Source organism: Halomonas sp. 113 (genome assembly GCF_904067645.1).
Classification (GTDB): Bacteria; Pseudomonadota; Gammaproteobacteria; order Pseudomonadales; family Halomonadaceae; genus Vreelandella; species Vreelandella titanicae.
Genome location: NZ_LR881453.1, coordinates 4,784,409 through 4,801,747 on the forward strand (window position 1 = coordinate 4,784,409; position 17,339 = coordinate 4,801,747).

The window sequence follows — 17,339 nt, forward strand, 5'->3', positions numbered from 1 at the left end:
CGATACAGGGGCATTCATCCGGGCGAGGTTTTGAAATCTCTACCGTCCAGGAATGCGTGGACAGGAAACGACAACAAGGCCGCGAGCGACTGACGCCGCCCGCGACTTCCGAGCATCAGTTTTGCGGACGCTGCTTGGTAGCGTCGAGCTCGGTTTTCTTCTCTGTCGTGACTTTGGTGATTTCTGCGGACTTCTCGATCGCCTGATCGAACACTGCTTTCATGTCGGCGATTGCAGAATCAGCACCGCCGCCAGAATTGTCGACTGGGGGAGTATCGGCCATTTTACTGCTCCTTAATCCTAGAGAAATGTCGTTTGAATGATGCGCCTTTGGCACCGAGGCTCAAGCCGTTCGATCGTTCTTTCGACGCTGTTTCATAAGGAGGAAGACGATCCAACATTAAGCAGATTGCGGGTATTAAGTGACGAGGCGATGTCAGTAAAATGAAAGTTGAATGATTTGCCTTATTGTCTTGTGGCGAATACAACGCCGATTGGGCAGTCAATTTGGCCGCGCTTACCCCAAAAATAGGTGCTCTCGCCAACCGCCCTCGACCAGCGCGGGGCTTAAACTCATAAGCCCCATCAGCAGCCAGCGCTGATTCATTGGGATTTTTCCTCTTCAGATATCTCCTCGACTTCACTCTTTACGACATCAATCAGCTCCTGCATACCAAAGGGTTCTAGCAGCTCACCGTTGACAAAAAAGGTTGGCGTCTGGCGAATCTGATTCGTTTTGACGTCTGCCATGTCTTGGTCAATCACCGCTTGCACCTCAGCTGAGTTGAGTTGCTCCTCAGCGGCAACTCGGTCAAGACCGGCGTGGCTGGCAATCTCCAAGATAGCTGATTCATCGAAACGGCCATGAGATGCCCATTGATCCTGACGAGAGAGCAGAGCTTCGAGTACCGGTTCGAATACGTCCTGGTGTCGAGCGACTTCCAGCACGCGAATGGCTGTATCAGAAACCTCACCGTGGAAAGGGGTGTAGCGCACGATTAGCTGCACTTGCTCAGGATAGGTTTCCAGAATACTTTTGGTGAGAGGATAGAAAGCACGGCAGGCTTCGCAGGCCGGATCGAAAAATTCCACAATGGTTATAGGTGCCTCTTGCGGCCCCAGGATCGGTGAGTGTGAACGCACCAAGGAGCTCTCGGCCTGTCCAGCATCCTCACTCGCCGCCTCAGCTTGCATGTCCAATAGTGCAGGTTTCAATATCACCACGATGGCAGCTGTCAGCATCAACGTACCCGCAAGCATTAAAGTCGCTTTTTTGAACATTTTTCTCTCTCGATTTCAGTGATTATTTGGCAAATTAGGCCAAGATTTGATTGCACAAACCAAGCTAAATGACTGCCTATGTATACCAGCGTGAGCGTGTATTACTCATGCCCATAGAGGTTGGCATCCTGATGTGCGTGATCAATATGCTCAAACTCTAAGCTGGAATGGACAATGTTGAAGCGCGTTTTTAACTGCTCTTTGATCTCTGTCTTAATTGCCTCAAGCTGCTGCCAGCCTGCTTCCGTAATGACCACGTGGCAGTCAAGGGCGGCCATGTTTTCCTGCATCTGCCATAGGTGCACATGATGAATATCGTGGACACTTTCGACACCACGCACGGCTTCAATGACGAGTTGACCGTTAATATCTGGGGGAGAGCCCAGCATCAGTGTGCGGATAGGCCCCCCAATCTCCGAAAAGGCGAGGTAAAGGATATACAGCGCAATACCTATCGTAATCGCAGGGTCTACCCAGCGCATGTCGTAGAGCAGAATTAATGAACCGCCGATAATCACAGCGATGGAGGCGAACGCATCAGACAGGTTATGCAGAAAAAGGGCGCGAATATTGACGCTACCTTTTTGCATTGACCAAGTAAGCATGGCGGTGAGGGCATCGACAACAAGAGCGACGCCACCGATGATAACGACCAACCAACCCTGGATCTCTGGCGGTTCAACCATGCGCATGGCACCTTCGTAAATCAGATAGAGGCCAACGAGAATGAGCGTGGTGTAGTTAATCAGTGCTGCCACTATCTCGATTCGGCCATAGCCGAAGGTCATTTGCGCATCGGCGGGCCGTCTTGCGATCTTGCGCGCAGCAAAGGCAATAACAAGCGCCGCCATATCAGAAAAATTATGCAGCGCATCAGCGATCAGCGAGAGGCTGCCCGCCATAATACCGCCGACGATCTGGGCGATGGTTAATAAGCCATTTGCCCAAATGGAAATACTGACACGTCGGTCGCCAGAGGCAGGATCAATGTGGGGATGATCATGATGATGTCCCATATATAAACCTCGTTAAGTTTTTTCATTCCCGGTACTATAAAACCTCTAGTAACTAAAGCTTCAACCCCTGAATGTCGTCCGTTGGCACTCGCCCCGGGAGGGCAAAGCCTACCCTGGCGATGGCCGATACGCGCTTGTCATTACGGGAGTGACCTTCCCCCCAAAATTTCCAGAATTCTTTATCGTCCACTTCGCGATTGCTCTATAGTCGAGGAACGCTAACCGGATTATCCCTTGTCTATGACCGTTGACCTGCAAGCCCTTTACCCCAAACTGATTCACCTGATGCTGGACACCGTCTTCGTGGTCGATAAAGACAACCAGATCGTCTTCGTGAGTGATGCCTGTGAGTCGCTGCTCGGTTACCTTCCTCAAGAGTTGATCGGCACTCTAATCACGAACTACATGCACCCTGACGATTTAGCCGCAACGCGGGACTCCATTGTTCGTGTGATGAGCGGTAAGCCCCATATTGATTACCGCAACCGCTATATCCGCAAAGACGGCGGTATCGTGCATATCCTGTGGTCTGCCCGCTGGTACGAAGCAGAGGAAGTGCGGGTCGGTGTCGCGCGCAACGTCACAGCGCTTATGCAGGCCGAGGAAGAGTTACGCTACCTTGCCCACCATGATCCACTGACAAAGTTGACCAACCGAGCGCTCTTCTATGACCGCCTTACCTTGGGCCTGAGCACGGCCCATCGCTATCAGAACAACCTGGCATTGCTATTTCTGGATATTAACGACTTCAAAGGCATCAACGATATTCATGGACATGCGGCGGGTGACCGGGTGCTCTGCACGGTAGCAAGACGGTTGGAAGGCTGTGTACGCGAGACGGACACGGTGGCCCGCATGGGCGGTGATGAATTCACGGTGCTGTTAACGGACATCAAGTCAGCGCACGCTGTGACAGAAAAGGTGGAACAGATTCTCACGGTCATGAACGAGCCACTAGGCGCTGAATTCGGCGAGGTCAGAATGCCATCCTGCAGCATCGGCGTGGCCTGCTACCCCGCCGACGGGGAAGACGCCGATACCCTGCTGAGCCGTGCTGACAGCCATATGTATCAGATCAAAAGGCGCAGCCGTTAGCGGGTGATGAGCCTCAGACCGTCCAGTTTCTTTGGTATGCGTTAGCTTGATCAACCAATCAGTGATCTTATCGTTCTTGTAGCAAAGCTTTGCTTGGTATCGGTAGCATCTCTTACTGACACTTAATAATAACCAACAGGAAAGCCGAATACTGACACGCTTTCCTACAAAGGCTTGCTGCGCCACCTTACGGTGACGAACACGCTAGCGCGTTCTTCTACTCAGTCATGTACTTTATGTATCCCGACATAAAAAAACGGCCCCCTTTCGCAAGGATAAAGGGGGCCGCCCATCATCTTTCAAATATCAGGCAAAAATAAAGCCTTCTGCCAAGTGTTTTATCTGCATTTCATCAGAGAAAGCAAAGTGGGTCATGACATCGCCATGATCTACCGTTGATTCTTCAAGCATATCCGACCAGTACTCAAAACCATCGGCATCCGGGGCTCTATCAAAGGCATTCGCGTATAGCATCGTGAGGTAATCGTCATCACTGAGGCTATTGCCGTGGTTGCTGACAAACTCTTCCGACTCAAGGAAGAATTCGGCAATATCGAACACACTCACCCCTTCCTTGCGTACATCGAACCAGTAATCAAGTCCTGAGGCATCTGCCTTTCGATCAAATGCCACTTCATACAACGCATGAAGAATCGATATTTCAACCGTATCATGGATCTCGGCTAGCTCAACAGAGACTGTCGCTGTGTTTGCGGCACCATGGGTATCTTCAATCGAGTATTCAAAGATATCTCTGAAACGCTCCTTATCGTCAGAAGGTTCAAATGCTGCTCGCTGATCATAAAGGAAATCACCGTTTTCCTGCACGGTCACGGTAGCGCCAGATGTCAGCACCATGGCAGTATCGAAAACAACCGCCTGCCCGCCAATGCCCGTAATTGAAATAACGTCGTTGTCAGCATCTTTATCGATACCATTTCCGTTATCCTCAAACAGGTTGCCACTTAGTAACCAGCCGAAACGCTCTGAGAACTCGTCGTTATTCGCAACAGGTGCACGGTTCAACTCCTCATCAGGCAATTCGTCCGGATCGATATCGGGCGTTGGCTCGGGCTGCGGTTCGGGCGTCGGCACTGGTTCCTCAGAGGTTTCCGGTGCGCGGAAGCCAATGGCACCAGGGTCAACAATAATTCCGTTAGCGACACCATCTGAATCAAACTCGCCGCCATCTTCAATCACAAAATCAAAGCGTATTTTATTACCTTCTCTTGTCAGGCTACCACCAAAGTCAGCGCTGGCCAGATTCACCCAATCTCCATCGGCATCCTGCTTCCAATAGCCGTTGACATCGAGATCACCACCAACAAACAAGGAAAACACACTCGACCCGCCAACCGTTTCCACATCGGATTCAAACGCGATTAAACCAAACGGCATATTGAGGTCGTCCGGTCGGTCATCTGGCGCATCAAGCTGGCGAACATTACGCAGCGCTAGCGTACCGGCACCGCTCCCAGAGGTTCCGCTGCCATTTGACGATAGCGTAATAAAAGCCTCAGCTGCATCGCCAGGGTTGGAAACAGCCGTAGACGTGGATAAAAACGGTACAGAACTAATGTTGCTTTGCTCAACATCAGGAATGCCATCGCCATTGCCATCACCAGTGCTATTGCCGTCCAGCGAAGGTACGCGCGCTTCATCCGCATCTGGAACACCGTCTTCATCTTGCTCGAGTTTAGCGCTAATAGGTGAAGTCGTTGCCGACGCTATAAACTCTTCGGTGCCCTGCTGATCAGTGTAGCTGGCACGCACGCTGATTTCGCTACCAACATCCTCTTGGGTAAGGGTATAGGTTTCGTCAGTAGCACCGAGGATCTCAGTGCCATCGCGCAGCCACTGGTAGCTGATCGCGCCCAGGCCATCTTCATCGGCCAAGGTATGGCTGGCTGTAAGGGTCTGGTCTTCAGCAGCATCGCCGCTGATGGTGACACTGCCGGTGGGAACGCCGTTGACATTGGCCACGGCCGCCGTAGCTGAAGAGACGACCGCTTCTGCGGTGCCCTGCTGATCGGTATAGCTAGCCCGCACGCTAATCTTGCTACCTACATCGGCTTGGGTCAGGGTGTAGGTGTTGCTAACAGCATTATCAATAACACTGCCATCACGTAGCCATTGGTAGCTGATCGTGCTCAGGCCATCTTCATCGGCTAGGGTACTACTTGCAGTCAACGTCTGGTTTTCCTCGACGGTGCCAGCAATCATTACGCTGCCGGTAGGTGCATCGTTCACATTCGTCACAACATTTGTGACGCTAGAGGTCACTGACTCCTCCTTCCCACGCTGATCAGTATACGACGCCTGCACACTGACCTTCGCCCCCACATCCTCCTGGGACAGGGTATAAGTCTCCCCCGTTACACCATCAATAGCCTTGCCATCACGCAGCCATTGGTAGCTGATAATGCCCAAACCATCTTGATCGGCCAGGGTACTGCTCGCGGTAAGTGTTTGACCTTCCTCGGCGGAGCCACTGATAGTGACACTGCCGGTAGGCGCTTTATTGGGTTCTGTTATCGTGATGCTTACGCTATCACTAGCGGTGGAAAAGGCAGCCTCCACATTTCCGGCATCGATGGTGGCCACGCCAGCATCACCATTGCTGTGCCCCCCGGTTCCATCCCAGGCTCTAAAGCTGATAGCACCATTAAGCGTACCGCTGTAACTGGCATCGGGTTTGAAATACAGGCGAGTATCGTCGTTAGCAGCCAAGAGCAGTGCGGAAGCGTCAGAAACCGCTCCGGTGAGTTCAGCCCACGTTTGCCCACCGTCAGTCGTGTAATAAAGCGCCCCGTTTTCATTAACGCCGGTAATGGCCAGGCCGGGTGCATCACCTTCAGCATCGCTGTAGTTGCCGATACCGGTTGAATTAATAATATTGCTGAGCAACGTTGAGCCATCCAAGGAACCCGCCTCCGGCGCGCCCTGGTTTTGCAGCACACTCACTAGTTCAGGTGCTTTGCTGGCATCCAATACCGGCGCGTCGTTGACCGACTTAACGGTAACAGTGGAAGAGACATTTAAACCTGTGGTGGTATCTTGACCGCTGTTTTCGGTACCACCATTGTCTTTAACGCCTGTAATGGTGACTATGCGGTCGCCTGCGACGGGGTTGTCACTCAGGTGGGCGTAAAAAAGGTTATCCGCGTAACTATTCCAAACATTGGCAATGTCAGAGCTGTCGATGACGACTGTTGCCACTTTTTGGTCATCCACGGCAACCACATAGCTGAAGTTCAACTCGCTAGTATTAACAGTACCGTTTTGACCATTGACCAATGGCATCACAATGGCACTGTCCGCCCCCGTTCTAATAGCTAAGACTTCATCGCTGGTGCCTGACACATTGCTCACCGTGAGAGTGACCTGGGTAACCTCTTGCCCGGTTTCAATAGTGTCAAACGTATTATTACCAAAGAGCATGGCTAAATTCGCCCAATCAATCTGAGCGTTATCCAATTCAGTAAACATTGGATTTAGACCGCTGCCAGTGTAAGTGGGCGCATCATTAACATCGGTAATATCAAGATTAACAGTCACGTTTTCAGCCAGTGACCCACCGTTCACATCTTCTGCACTAATGGTGAACGTAGCGGCATTATCGCCACTAGCGTTTTCAGCACCGGTGTATTGAATAGCAGAAATGGTATCTAAATACGCATTGATATCTGCGGCACTGCCCGACAAAGTTAATGCGCCCGTGCCAGAGCCCACGACGGTCACACTACTGCTACTGGAAGCGGCTAAAGTACCGGCAGAAGCAGTTAAGGTCACGGTTAGGCTATCGCCATCAGCATCCGCAAACGTCACAGAAGACAAGTCAACATTGGAAGCCGTGTGTTCGGTTACTGTGATATCTGAAGGCGCGCCAGCAACGGTGGGGGCGTCGTTAACTGCGGTAATATCGAGGTTAACGGCTGTCGTACTGGAATCAACCGTGCCGTCATTCGCCTTGAGACTTAACGTAGCAGCATTATCAACACTGGCGTTTTCGGCACCGGTGTATTGAATAGCAGAAATGGTATCTAAATACGCATTGATATCTGCGGCACTGCCCGACAAAGTTAATGCACCCGTGCCAGAGCCCGCGACGGTCACACTACCGCTACTGGAAGCGGCTAAAGTACCGGCTGATGCGGTTAAGGTCACGGTTAGGCTATCGCCATCAGCATCCGCAAACGCCACAGAAGACAAGTCAACATTGGAAGCCGTGTCTTCGGTTACTGTGATATCTGAAGGCGCGCCAGTAACGGTGGGGGCGTCGTTAACTGCGGTAATATCGAGGTTAACGGTTGTCGTACTGGAATCAACCGTGCCGTCATTCGCCTTAAGACTTAACGTAGCAGCATTATCACCACTGGCGTTTTCGGCACCGGTGTATTGAATAGCAGAAATGGTATCTAAATACGCATTGATATCTGCGGCACTGCCCGACAAAGTTAATGCGCCCGTGCCAGAGCCCGCGACGGTCACACTACCGCTACTGGAAGCGGCTAAAGTACCGGCTGATGCGGTTAAGGTCACGGTTAGGCTATCGCCATCAGCATCCGCAAACGCCACAGAAGACAAGTCAACATTGGAAGCCGTGTCTTCGGTTACTGTGATATCTGAAGGCGCGCCAGTAACGGTGGGGGCGTCGTTAACTGCGGTAATATCGAGGTTAACGGTTGTCGTACTGGAATCAACCGTGCCGTCATTCGCCTTAATGCTTAACGTAGCGGCATTATCACCGCTGGCGTTGCTCGCGCCGGTGTATTGAATGTTGGTCGTAGTGTCCAAATAGGTATTAATATTCGCGGCGGTACCAGCAAGTGTCAGAACCCCTGCGCCGGAGCCGCTCACGGTCACGCTGCCACCAGAGGAAGCGGCTAACGTGCCTGCCGATGCAGTAAGCGTGACAGTGAGGTTATCACCATTGCTGTCGGCAAGCGTCACATCAGACAGGTCAACATTGGAAACCGTATCTTCGGTTACCGTGATATCGGAAGGTGCTCCAGTGATGGTAGGTGCAGCGTTTGTAGGAACAGCAGTGATGTTGGTGACAACGAGGTCGTCAAAGGTAATGTAAAAGCCACTATATTCTCCATCTACTGTATTCTCAGTCAAAGTAAAAGAAGTAATACCCTTAAAAAAGTCCGCATTAATATGATTTTCTATATCTAGAGTGGTAACAGTGGTATTTGAGGCAATAAATTCTATACTTCCTTTATCCGAAGTCAAAACAATAACTTCATTATCACCATCCCAACTTTGAAGCATCAAACTTGAAAGATCAAATTGCTTTCCAGAATCAATAGAGAAAGTAAGCTTCGTCTCAGCAGGAGCCCATTCACCAGTATCAATCGATTCAGAACCGGATAAATTTACATTTGTGAAGCCACCATTATCACTGTCTAGCAGATTTGCACTTTCACTTTCGATAGTAAACGTAGCACTTGTACCAACAGCAGTGACTGTTTTTGTACCGAGTCCAGTGACACCTGATTCAAAGCCGAAGGTGGCAGCGTTATCAACAGCAGTAATATCCACGTTAACCGTTGTCGTACTCGAATCCACCGTGCCGTCATTCGCCTTAATCGTTAACGTAGCGGCGTTATCACCACTGGCGTTGCTCGCGCCGGTGTATTGAATGTTAGAAGTGGTATCTAAGTACGTATTGATATTCGCAACACTGCCCGACAAGGTTAATGCGCTCGAGCCAGACCCAGTGACAGCTACGCCACCACCACTGGAAGCGGCCAAAGTGCCTGCCGAGGCAGTTAAGGTCGCGGTTAGGGTATCGCCATCAGCATCCGCAAACGTCACAGAAGACAGGTCAACATTGGAAGCCGTATCTTCGGTTACCGTGATATCGGAAGGTACTCCAGTGATGGTGGGCGCAGCGTTTGTACTTGCTACCTCAAAAACAAGATTGTCAAACCCTGGCGCAAATTGACCTTCACTGTACGTCACGGTAAACGAGGAAATGTTGCTAAAATTCAGTGAACTGACGGTGATCCCATGAAACCCGCCAATATCTGTCGAACTATTCGCAGCGACGCTGGCGGTTTGGCTGTCATTGCTTGTGAAAATATAATTTCCTGCTGCCATGTCTCCAATTTCCACAATCTGTATCGAAGACACATCAACAGCAACATCAAAAGTAAAGGTTACAGAAGTAAGACCATACGCATTGGTATCCCCTATAATGTAACCTGTTGAACCACCTACTCCTCCAGCATCAATGGGTGAAAAATAATTCGTTGCGCCAGTAGTGGTAACTTCTATTGTTCGCCCCTGTTCCGTGACAGTAACCGCAAAATTGCCATTCTGCACGGCACCATCAAACGCTATCGTTGACAGTACCCCCTGAAAATCCTGTGCCGAAAAAGTCTGGGTCTCGATGGCACCTTCCGAGGATACGGCTTCAAGCACCCAATCCCCACCTTTACTCGCCGCACCGGTCAAATTATCAGAAGCTGCCACATCCGCTTGGGTCGCTTGGGCTAAAGCAGCAATAAAATCCTGCCCTTCGCCGCTGGCGACGGAGCAACCGTAAAGCAGTAAATCGCCTTCTTCATTTAAAGCGGCACCCAGTTGGGCCAGATCAGAGGCACGAGTATTGATAGCACTCTCATCGAGGCTAAAATTGCCTAGATGGATCTGGCCTTCTGAACCATGGCTAATGATATGAATGGCGTCGTAACCGCTGTGGGTTTGTGCCCATTGCGCCATTTGCTCCAGGCCATCGCGGGAAGGGTCTAGGGTGACGATGTCGGCCCCATCGGGAACTCCATCAACAAGGGTTTGCCAACCATCAATACCTGTATCGATGAAAATGACTTCTTTGACGTTACCGCGTTGTAAAAGATCGCTCACCATTTTTGTCCCCTTCCCCATCTATTATTATCGCCCCCAATGAGGAAGCCGCCTCAACGCGTACATCGCTAATGCTACCGCTCAGGTATTGTAGCCCTAGTTGATTACAGTACCTCGCACTTTTTAACTCGAAATTGCTAATTAATTTGGACTAAGTAGAGCCAACTCATCGGGGAGAGTCAAAAAGATTTTTGTGACATTTGTTTGCATGTTCGACGATCTTGACGAATTAATTGCGCATCTATAGCGTACCAATAATTAGTTAGATGCTTCCTGAACCTCACTCCGCCTGCACCGAAGCCTGCCAGGCCCACGTGATTGGGCCATCGGCATGGTCGCCATCAGCATTGGGGTAGGACTGTTATACGGGCGAAACGTCATTCCGCCGTTCTGGTCCATCGCCATTGCCAACGCCTTGATCCTTGTCGGTCATGCTTTGTTGGTCGCTGGGGCTTCGCATCATCAGCATCGGTATGGCGCTTCTGGTATTTCTCGGTGCCTGGACGATTGTGCACGACAGCCGCTTTCAGCTACTTAATGCACATCAGGCAGTCGCTGTGCTGCTTGCTCTTCATGGCACCCTCAATCTGGCACGGGCAGCCCAAACCTTGTTGGAACCGGTATTGGCCACGGATATGTTACGGCTCGGCCCTAGCACAAGCACCTTCTTCGCCTGGGGCATCCTGTTCTTCTTCGGTTTGACAGTAGGGTTGGCGGTAATGGTGACAGAGCGGTTGCGTGACCTACTACAAGATCGCCTCATCAAGGAGAACGTTGCCCGTTGCGCGGCGGAAGCAGCGCTTCAGGAGCAATGCAACTTCTTGACTATGGTCTCGCATGAATTCCGCACTCCGCTGGGTATTATGGCGGCGTCGGCGGATCTCATCGCCTGCAACCTGCCAGCGGACGACAAAGAGTCGGCCGAGGAGCTGGATCGTATCCATAGGGCCTCACGGCGATTAGGAAACTTGGTCGAGGGGTGTCTGGCCGATGACTGGTTGGAAAGCGTGTCACAGAGTCGTCGTTCAGGCGAGCTCAATGTCGGCACAGGGCGCAAGAGCTCACAACACCCATTACGGCTTCATACTACTGCGATAGAGTAGCTATCAGATTACAACCCGTGTGAGGCTTAGCATCTACATCCCCCAGCACCACCGAGGAGAATCACTGCATTAGTAAAGTTAAATTTGCGAGCCCGCTCACTACCACTAATATTAGAAGGCGCCGTCCGAATCACGGCACGGAACTGGGGTGTTGTGGTTGCTTGCTGGGGTAGGTGCCCATAGGCCTGCACCCACATGACATGAATTGCTTTAGAGCACTCTATCGGGCAGCAGAGGAAAACCTCTATAGCCTATGTGGTCATCAGTCGCCCTACGCTTATGCTCGGCTTCTAGTTGAGCGGAGCTAAAAAATAAAGGGAAATGGGAATGTTAAAAAACAGCTATTTAATCTCTCGTTCGACCGCCACGGCTCTTTCTCTGCTGCTATCTTCCTCGGCTTTGGCGGATGAGGTGTACAGCGAGACAGCAACCGGTATGGTCGAAGCCGCTGTTCAAGCGATCTGCGAGGGTGATAAAGAAAGACATCTTTCAATGCACCAGCGGAAAATTGAACCCGATCTATATTATGAGGAAAAATTCTCTGCCTTCCATACAGCATGCAGAGATAACGGTATAGCAGATATTGAAACGACATCTGATTTTGATGATGCATTAATGCAAGAGCAAAAGCGTCGATTTCACATTGATGCAAACATCGTCATGGGAGACGGGTCTGTGTACGCAACCACGTTTCGAGTGATTTGGGGGTCGTTCAACGTGCCAGAGGGTAGCAACTCAGTCGAGGCGTGGAGATTGGGCGGCCTTAGTAGAGTAGAAGTACCTATCCTCAGGGAAGACCTGTCGCGAAATTAACGGATGGCTGATGGACTTACTCGTTACTTTTCTTTCCCAGCACATCGCTTAAATAATTTTTCGCTCACTGAGCGGGCTCAGTGAGCGTTTTAAAGGGTAACTTTGCTAAGCTGGCGTTGTCACCACTAATAAAAATTAGTCTTATTGCGCGATTTCTTTCACAACCCAACTGACCACTTCTTCATTACCAAATTCAGCCTTCCACTCCTGGATAACTTTGTGATTCCCGCCACGGGTTTCTACTACCTCACCAGTGTGTGGGTTCTTGTATACCTTCAAGGGACGTTTTTTACGCCCATCTGTGCTGCTGGCGCTTACCTTGCCAGCTTTTGCTGGTTTAGAGCGGTAAGATGGGTCAAGCATTTCACATACGTCGCGCGCTAATTTTCCGTGCTCAGTCATAAGTGCTTGTAGTCTTTCTTTGAATTCAAGCTCTGCTTTTAACTCACTGTTGTTTTCCAGCGCTTGCAGCTCTTCTTGTAGCTGCTTCAACATCTGTTCTTTTTTGAGATAATCACTCAGTACCGACGCCATAGTCTACATTCCTATATTTTTTCAAAAATTTAAGATAAAGCTTAAACATATATCTTGCGCATTATAGCTTTAATATCGACTTTGAGAAAAGGAAAGTTCCTGAAAGGGACTGGCTTCCGAAATAGGTCAAACACGGAGCAAAGAGTCGTCGTCAATAACCTCATCGGTAGACCAACAAAGCGGCTGGGATACCGCCCCCCAGCCCAGGTGCTCTTAGGAGAATGCTCAGGAGCGCTAGCAGCCGCAGGAGCGGCACCTACTAGATGAACAGAAAATCAACCACGAGGCAGCTACGTTTCTATATTAGAAATGCCATTCGACATTCAGCGTCATAGCGTCGGTATCAATCCCAGGCTTATTGTGATTACCAAATTTATTGCGCCAATATTCGTAGCCAACGCCGGCCCATAGCGAGTTTTCCGCCCCCCACGCCACTTGCCCTACATCCAGCAACAGCGAGGTACGCATTAACTGCTCAGGCTTGGTCGTGTCGCCAAAGTAGTCATCCCCTTTCGCACCGTTGTAGTTATAAAAGCCTTGGAATTTTAGCGGTAACGCAGCCGCTTCAAACGGTAACCCCCATGCCAAGTTGATTTGGTAATAAGGGTCAAAAGAGATGCTGTTCTGGTTTTCGGGTAGCCCACAGGGTGGCAGACCACAGTGATTCCACTCCCGGCTATAAAACAGGCTTAGATCTACAAAGCCTCGCGGCACGTCAAACTTAAACGTTGGCCCAACTACCAGTTGGCGCTTACGCGGCGCAAAGCCGGTGTTTTTAGTGTTGAGATCAAACCCCAAGGTGAGTGCCATATCCCTCACTGGCCCGAATGTTACCGGCTCATCAAATACGCTCCCCGCATGCAGTTGATGACGGTACGTCAAGTACGCTTCCGTTGCCCCTGAGTCACTATTGCTTGCGGGGTCTTCATTACTGGACTGTAGAAGATCCAGATTGAAAAAGTTTTGCCCCAGTGAATAACCACTTGCATGGGTGAACTGAAGAATATGCTTCTCCACATTTTCAGGGTTATTAGGCTCCATGAACTGCGTTCCATAGCGATAACCCACAAACGTATCACTCCACACCGCCGCATGAGCACCTGCCGACATACAGCCAAGAAGTGTGGCCACCGACACGTATCTAACCACTGCTCGGTTTCTCTTCAACATGCGAAAACCTCTTTTGTTTGATTTTTTAGACGCATTTTTTAACGCCGCAAAAGCTTTTACGGGCGTGAATAACCGTTTTGTTTGCGATAACCGCATTTCTTAGAGTACATTTAGCCATATTTATTGTATACAATAATAGAGACAAAAAAGTACAAAAGGAGCATAAAATGCAATACATTCTAAGCACCGCACGTCCTAGCAGCCTTGGGTTAAAAGATTTTCTTGCCCAGTACGGCGACATATTTGAACACTCACCATGGGTAGCAGAAACTTCCTGGAAACAAGGCCTTACCACCCAGCATGATGATGCCGACGTACTAGCAGACAGCATGGGAGCAGTGCTTCGCAACGCAGAGATTGATGAACAAATTGCCGTTATCCGCGCTCACCCTGATCTAGCGGGGAAAGCCGCCTTGGCCGGTGAACTAACCCAAGACTCCACTCGCGAACAGGCTGGAGCAGGCCTAGACCAGTGCACCGCTGCCGAGTTTGAGCGCTTCCAACGGATGAATCAGGCTTACCAGGATAAGTTCGGCTTCCCCTTCGTGATTGCCGTTAAAGGGCTTGATCGTCACGCCATTCTCAATGCATTCGAAAAGCGACTTGAAAACGACGCTGTGACTGAACGGCAAACTGCCATTAACCAAATCATCCAGATAGCGCGCTTTCGCTTGCACATGCGTGCCGAGACGGCTGCATAAACCCCATGAGATTGCTCTTCCCTCAGCCTGAACGGTGCGCGCCCTTCAGGCTGTGAGGCTTGCCTTTTATCGTCATTCGGAGAGACCTCTATGAGTCTGGAGACAAGAGAAGATCTCGATCCGATCGAAACCACGGAATGGATTGATTCCCTGGAATCGGTATTGGATCGTGAGGGCGAAGATCGTGCCCGCCCTTGAGTAGCGAAATCATCAAAGTTCCCGATATCGGCGGCGATACCGATGTCGAAATCATCGAGATTGCGGTGTCAGAAGGCGACGTCATTGAAGCGGAAGACACCCTAATCACGCTGGAATCCGATAAAGCCAGCATGGACGTACCGGCCCCGAAAGGCGGCAAGGTACTCAAAGTGCTGGTCAAAGAAGGCGATAGCGTCTCTGAAGGGGACGATATCGTTGAGCTGGAAGTCGAAGGTGGTGGCGACGAGAAGCAAGAGAGCTCGTCGGACAGCCAGGCTGAAGAGGCCCCAGCGAAACAGGATAAGCCGAAAGAGTCGTCTCAAGAGCAGAAGCCTGCGGCTAAAAAGGCCGCCGGTGGTAAGCAGACGGTGGATATCACAGTGCCCGATCTCGGTGGCTCGGACAGCGTCGAAATTATCGAAGTCGCGGTCAGTGAAGGCGATGAGGTCGAAGCTGAAGACACCCTGATCACCCTGGAGTCTGACAAAGCCTCCATGGACGTGCCCAGCCCCCATAGCGGCAAGATCGTCAGCTTTACCGTGAAAGAGGGCGACACGGTTTCTGAGGGCGATGTGATCGGCCAGATAGAGATTGTTGGAGAAGGCGGCGACGGCGAAGACGCATCGGAAAAGGCGACTCCCGAACGAGGTCAATCAGGCAAAGCACTGTCTGAAAAAACACCGTCTAAAAAAACTCAGCCGAGCGAACCCGCTGAGTCTCCGGCCGGTACCCCCAGCCCGGAAGCTCAGATGGCCGCCCACAAGCCCCGCGATGGCAAGCTGGTTCACGCCGGGCCTGCGGTGCGCATGCTGGCCCGTGAGCTGGGCGTCGATTTGGGGCTCGTTAAGCCCAGCGGCCCGAAAGATCGTGTGCTCAAAGAGGACGTACAGTCCTACGTGAAGCAGGCGATTGCCAATCAGGGTAAAGCTCAGCCCGGCGCGGCAGCCGCGGCTACCGGCGGTGCGGGTATTCCGCCCATTCCGGAAGTCGACTTCAGCCAGTTTGGTGAAGTGGAAGAGAAGCCCATGGGGCGCCTGCTCAAGATGGGCGCGACCAACCTGCACCGCAGCTGGCTCAATGTACCCCACGTCACCCAGTTCGACGAAGCGGACATCACCGAGCTGGAAGCTTTCCGCAAGGCAATGAAGGCCGAAGCGGAAGCCCAGGGCGCCAAACTGACGCCGCTGCCGTTTATGGTCAAGGCCTGCGCCTTTGCGCTGCGTAAATTCCCGCAGTTCAATGTCAGTCTGAAGGGTGACGGTGAAACACTGGTATGGAAGAACTACGTCCATATCGGTATTGCCGTGGATACGCCTGACGGTCTGATGGTGCCAGTAGTGCGCAACGCCGATAACAAATCCTTGATCGAGATTGCCAAGGAGATGGCGGAGCTAGGCAAGAAAGCCCAGACCAAAAAGCTCAAGCGCGACGAGATGACCGGTGGCTGCTTCACCATTTCGAGCCTCGGTTCGATTGGTGGCACGGCGTTTACCCCGATCGTTAACGCGCCGGAAGTGGCCATTCTGGGCGTGTCCAAAGCACAGATGAAGCCGGTTTGGGATGGCAGCGCCTTCCAGCCGCGCCTGATGATGCCGCTGTCGCTCTCCTACGATCACCGTGCGATCAACGGCGCCGACGCGGCACGCTTTACCGCTTTCCTGGCAGATGTACTGACCGATATTCGTCGCTTACTGCTGTAGTTAAAGATAAAAATGACTTATAAATGGCGCCTTTATAGGCGCCATTTATTTAAATAAAAATTTGCATTATTAATTTAATTACCACCTAAAATGGTCATAAGATCCGCATCAGGTTCCCTAGAGGTGAGTACAAGTAAAGATTCTAAGCTATTGAGGTGAGCATGGACGGAGTGCCGAGCTGCTTCGGCCTCGCCATTTACAAGATGCGAAAGTAGTTGAGCATGATCGCCTTCTAAATAACAAGACAATAAGCTCGGCGGTTTATAAAGTGCAATAACGATAGAAGTACGTAATACTAAATCGGTAAGAATCGCACCCATGATACTATTAGGGGAACTTTCAGCAAGAAGGTGGTGAATATTCAGTGAATGTTCAATGCGTGCTGGTTCGTTATTATTTTCATAAGCCTGCTTTTCAAGTACGACTTGCTGTTGCAATGCTTTCTTAGCGCTAGTTTCCAGCTTACCTGCAAGCAGCGCCACAATTTCACCTTCAACTAACCTACGTGCAGAAAAGGTCTCACGAGTTTCTTCGATTGAGGGAGCACGCACGCGAGCGACCTGATTGGGGCGTTGATCAATGACATGCTCGGCATCAAGCCGTGTTAGTGCCTTACGCACCACCGAGCGACTGACTCCAAATACTTCACCTAGCGTTATCTCAGGCAATTTAGTATTGGGAGCCAAACGTTGCATCAGTACAGCCGACCGGATGTGGTCGACGATGTCCTGGTCGCCGACGCGACCTTCTTTGGGTTTATTAAAGCGATTTTTATGCCAGCCGAGGTTCATATTCTTTGTCTCTAACGATCCTCGCTGGAACTTAACATGTATCCCCAATACAACCAACATA

Annotated in this window: 12 protein-coding genes; 5 read left to right on the forward strand and 7 right to left on the reverse strand. The window is 50.9% G+C overall.

Features of this window, described 5'->3' with window-relative positions; all coding sequences use genetic code 11:
* Nucleotides 1–115: 115 nt before the first annotated feature.
* The 3 genes from YERSI8AC_RS22320 to YERSI8AC_RS22330 all read right to left on the reverse strand — a co-directional run bounded on the left by YERSI8AC_RS22320 (nucleotide 116) and on the right by YERSI8AC_RS22330 (nucleotide 2,297).
* Complete coding sequence (locus tag YERSI8AC_RS22320) at nucleotides 116–283, reverse strand: hypothetical protein (RefSeq protein ID WP_201304258.1); 168 nt, start codon at nucleotides 281–283, stop codon at nucleotides 116–118.
* Nucleotides 284–603: 320 nt separating this feature from the next.
* Nucleotides 604–1,281 (reverse strand): DsbA family protein, encoded by a 678-nt coding sequence (locus YERSI8AC_RS22325; protein WP_159177612.1) that lies wholly within the window; start codon nucleotides 1,279–1,281, stop codon nucleotides 604–606.
* Nucleotides 1,282–1,382: 101 nt separating this feature from the next.
* Nucleotides 1,383–2,297, reverse strand: coding sequence for a cation diffusion facilitator family transporter (locus tag YERSI8AC_RS22330; protein WP_159177613.1), 915 nt, complete (start codon nucleotides 2,295–2,297; stop codon nucleotides 1,383–1,385).
* A gap of 240 nt (nucleotides 2,298–2,537) precedes the next feature.
* Here YERSI8AC_RS22330 and YERSI8AC_RS22335 point away from each other — a divergent pair, with 240 nt between their 5' ends.
* Nucleotides 2,538–3,392 (forward strand): sensor domain-containing diguanylate cyclase, encoded by an 855-nt coding sequence (locus tag YERSI8AC_RS22335; protein ID WP_039857504.1) that lies wholly within the window; start codon nucleotides 2,538–2,540, stop codon nucleotides 3,390–3,392.
* Nucleotides 3,393–3,698: 306 nt separating this feature from the next.
* On the opposite strand, the gene YERSI8AC_RS22340 is transcribed toward YERSI8AC_RS22335, so the two are convergent.
* Entirely contained in the window at nucleotides 3,699–10,271 is a 6,573-nt protein-coding gene (locus YERSI8AC_RS22340) for a DUF4347 domain-containing protein (RefSeq protein ID WP_201524294.1), read from the reverse strand.
* 428 nt (nucleotides 10,272–10,699) lie between these two features.
* On the opposite strand from YERSI8AC_RS22340, the gene YERSI8AC_RS22345 reads away from it, so the two are divergent.
* Nucleotides 10,700–11,371 carry an ATP-binding protein gene (locus tag YERSI8AC_RS22345; protein ID WP_159178011.1) on the forward strand — a complete coding sequence of 224 codons (672 nt, stop codon included), beginning with the start codon at nucleotides 10,700–10,702 and terminating at the stop codon, nucleotides 11,369–11,371.
* A 327-nt stretch (nucleotides 11,372–11,698) separates the two neighbouring features.
* Complete coding sequence (locus tag YERSI8AC_RS22350) at nucleotides 11,699–12,184, forward strand: hypothetical protein (protein WP_022521385.1); 486 nt, start codon at nucleotides 11,699–11,701, stop codon at nucleotides 12,182–12,184.
* 141 nt (nucleotides 12,185–12,325) lie between these two features.
* Here YERSI8AC_RS22350 and YERSI8AC_RS22355 read toward each other — a convergent pair whose 3' ends face one another.
* Together YERSI8AC_RS22355 and YERSI8AC_RS22360 are read right to left on the reverse strand one after the other, a co-directional pair.
* Nucleotides 12,326–12,718, reverse strand: a complete 393-nt coding sequence (locus YERSI8AC_RS22355; protein WP_022521384.1) for a histone-like nucleoid-structuring protein, MvaT/MvaU family — start codon at nucleotides 12,716–12,718, stop codon at nucleotides 12,326–12,328.
* Between the two features lie 303 nt (nucleotides 12,719–13,021).
* Nucleotides 13,022–13,888 (reverse strand): hypothetical protein, encoded by an 867-nt coding sequence (locus YERSI8AC_RS22360; protein WP_201304288.1) that lies wholly within the window; start codon nucleotides 13,886–13,888, stop codon nucleotides 13,022–13,024.
* Nucleotides 13,889–14,055: 167 nt separating this feature from the next.
* Between YERSI8AC_RS22360 and uraD the strand changes: the two genes are divergently transcribed.
* On the forward strand, nucleotides 14,056–14,589 hold the full coding sequence (gene uraD, locus YERSI8AC_RS22365; protein WP_159178010.1) for a 2-oxo-4-hydroxy-4-carboxy-5-ureidoimidazoline decarboxylase: 534 nt from the start codon (nucleotides 14,056–14,058) through the stop codon (nucleotides 14,587–14,589).
* A 194-nt stretch (nucleotides 14,590–14,783) separates the two neighbouring features.
* On the forward strand, nucleotides 14,784–16,487 hold the full coding sequence (aceF, locus tag YERSI8AC_RS22370) for a dihydrolipoyllysine-residue acetyltransferase (protein ID WP_159177615.1): 1,704 nt from the start codon (nucleotides 14,784–14,786) through the stop codon (nucleotides 16,485–16,487).
* 74 nt (nucleotides 16,488–16,561) lie between these two features.
* On the opposite strand, the gene YERSI8AC_RS22375 is transcribed toward aceF, so the two are convergent.
* On the reverse strand, nucleotides 16,562–17,278 hold the full coding sequence (locus YERSI8AC_RS22375) for a GntR family transcriptional regulator (RefSeq protein ID WP_159177616.1): 717 nt from the start codon (nucleotides 17,276–17,278) through the stop codon (nucleotides 16,562–16,564).
* Nucleotides 17,279–17,339 lie beyond the last annotated feature (61 nt).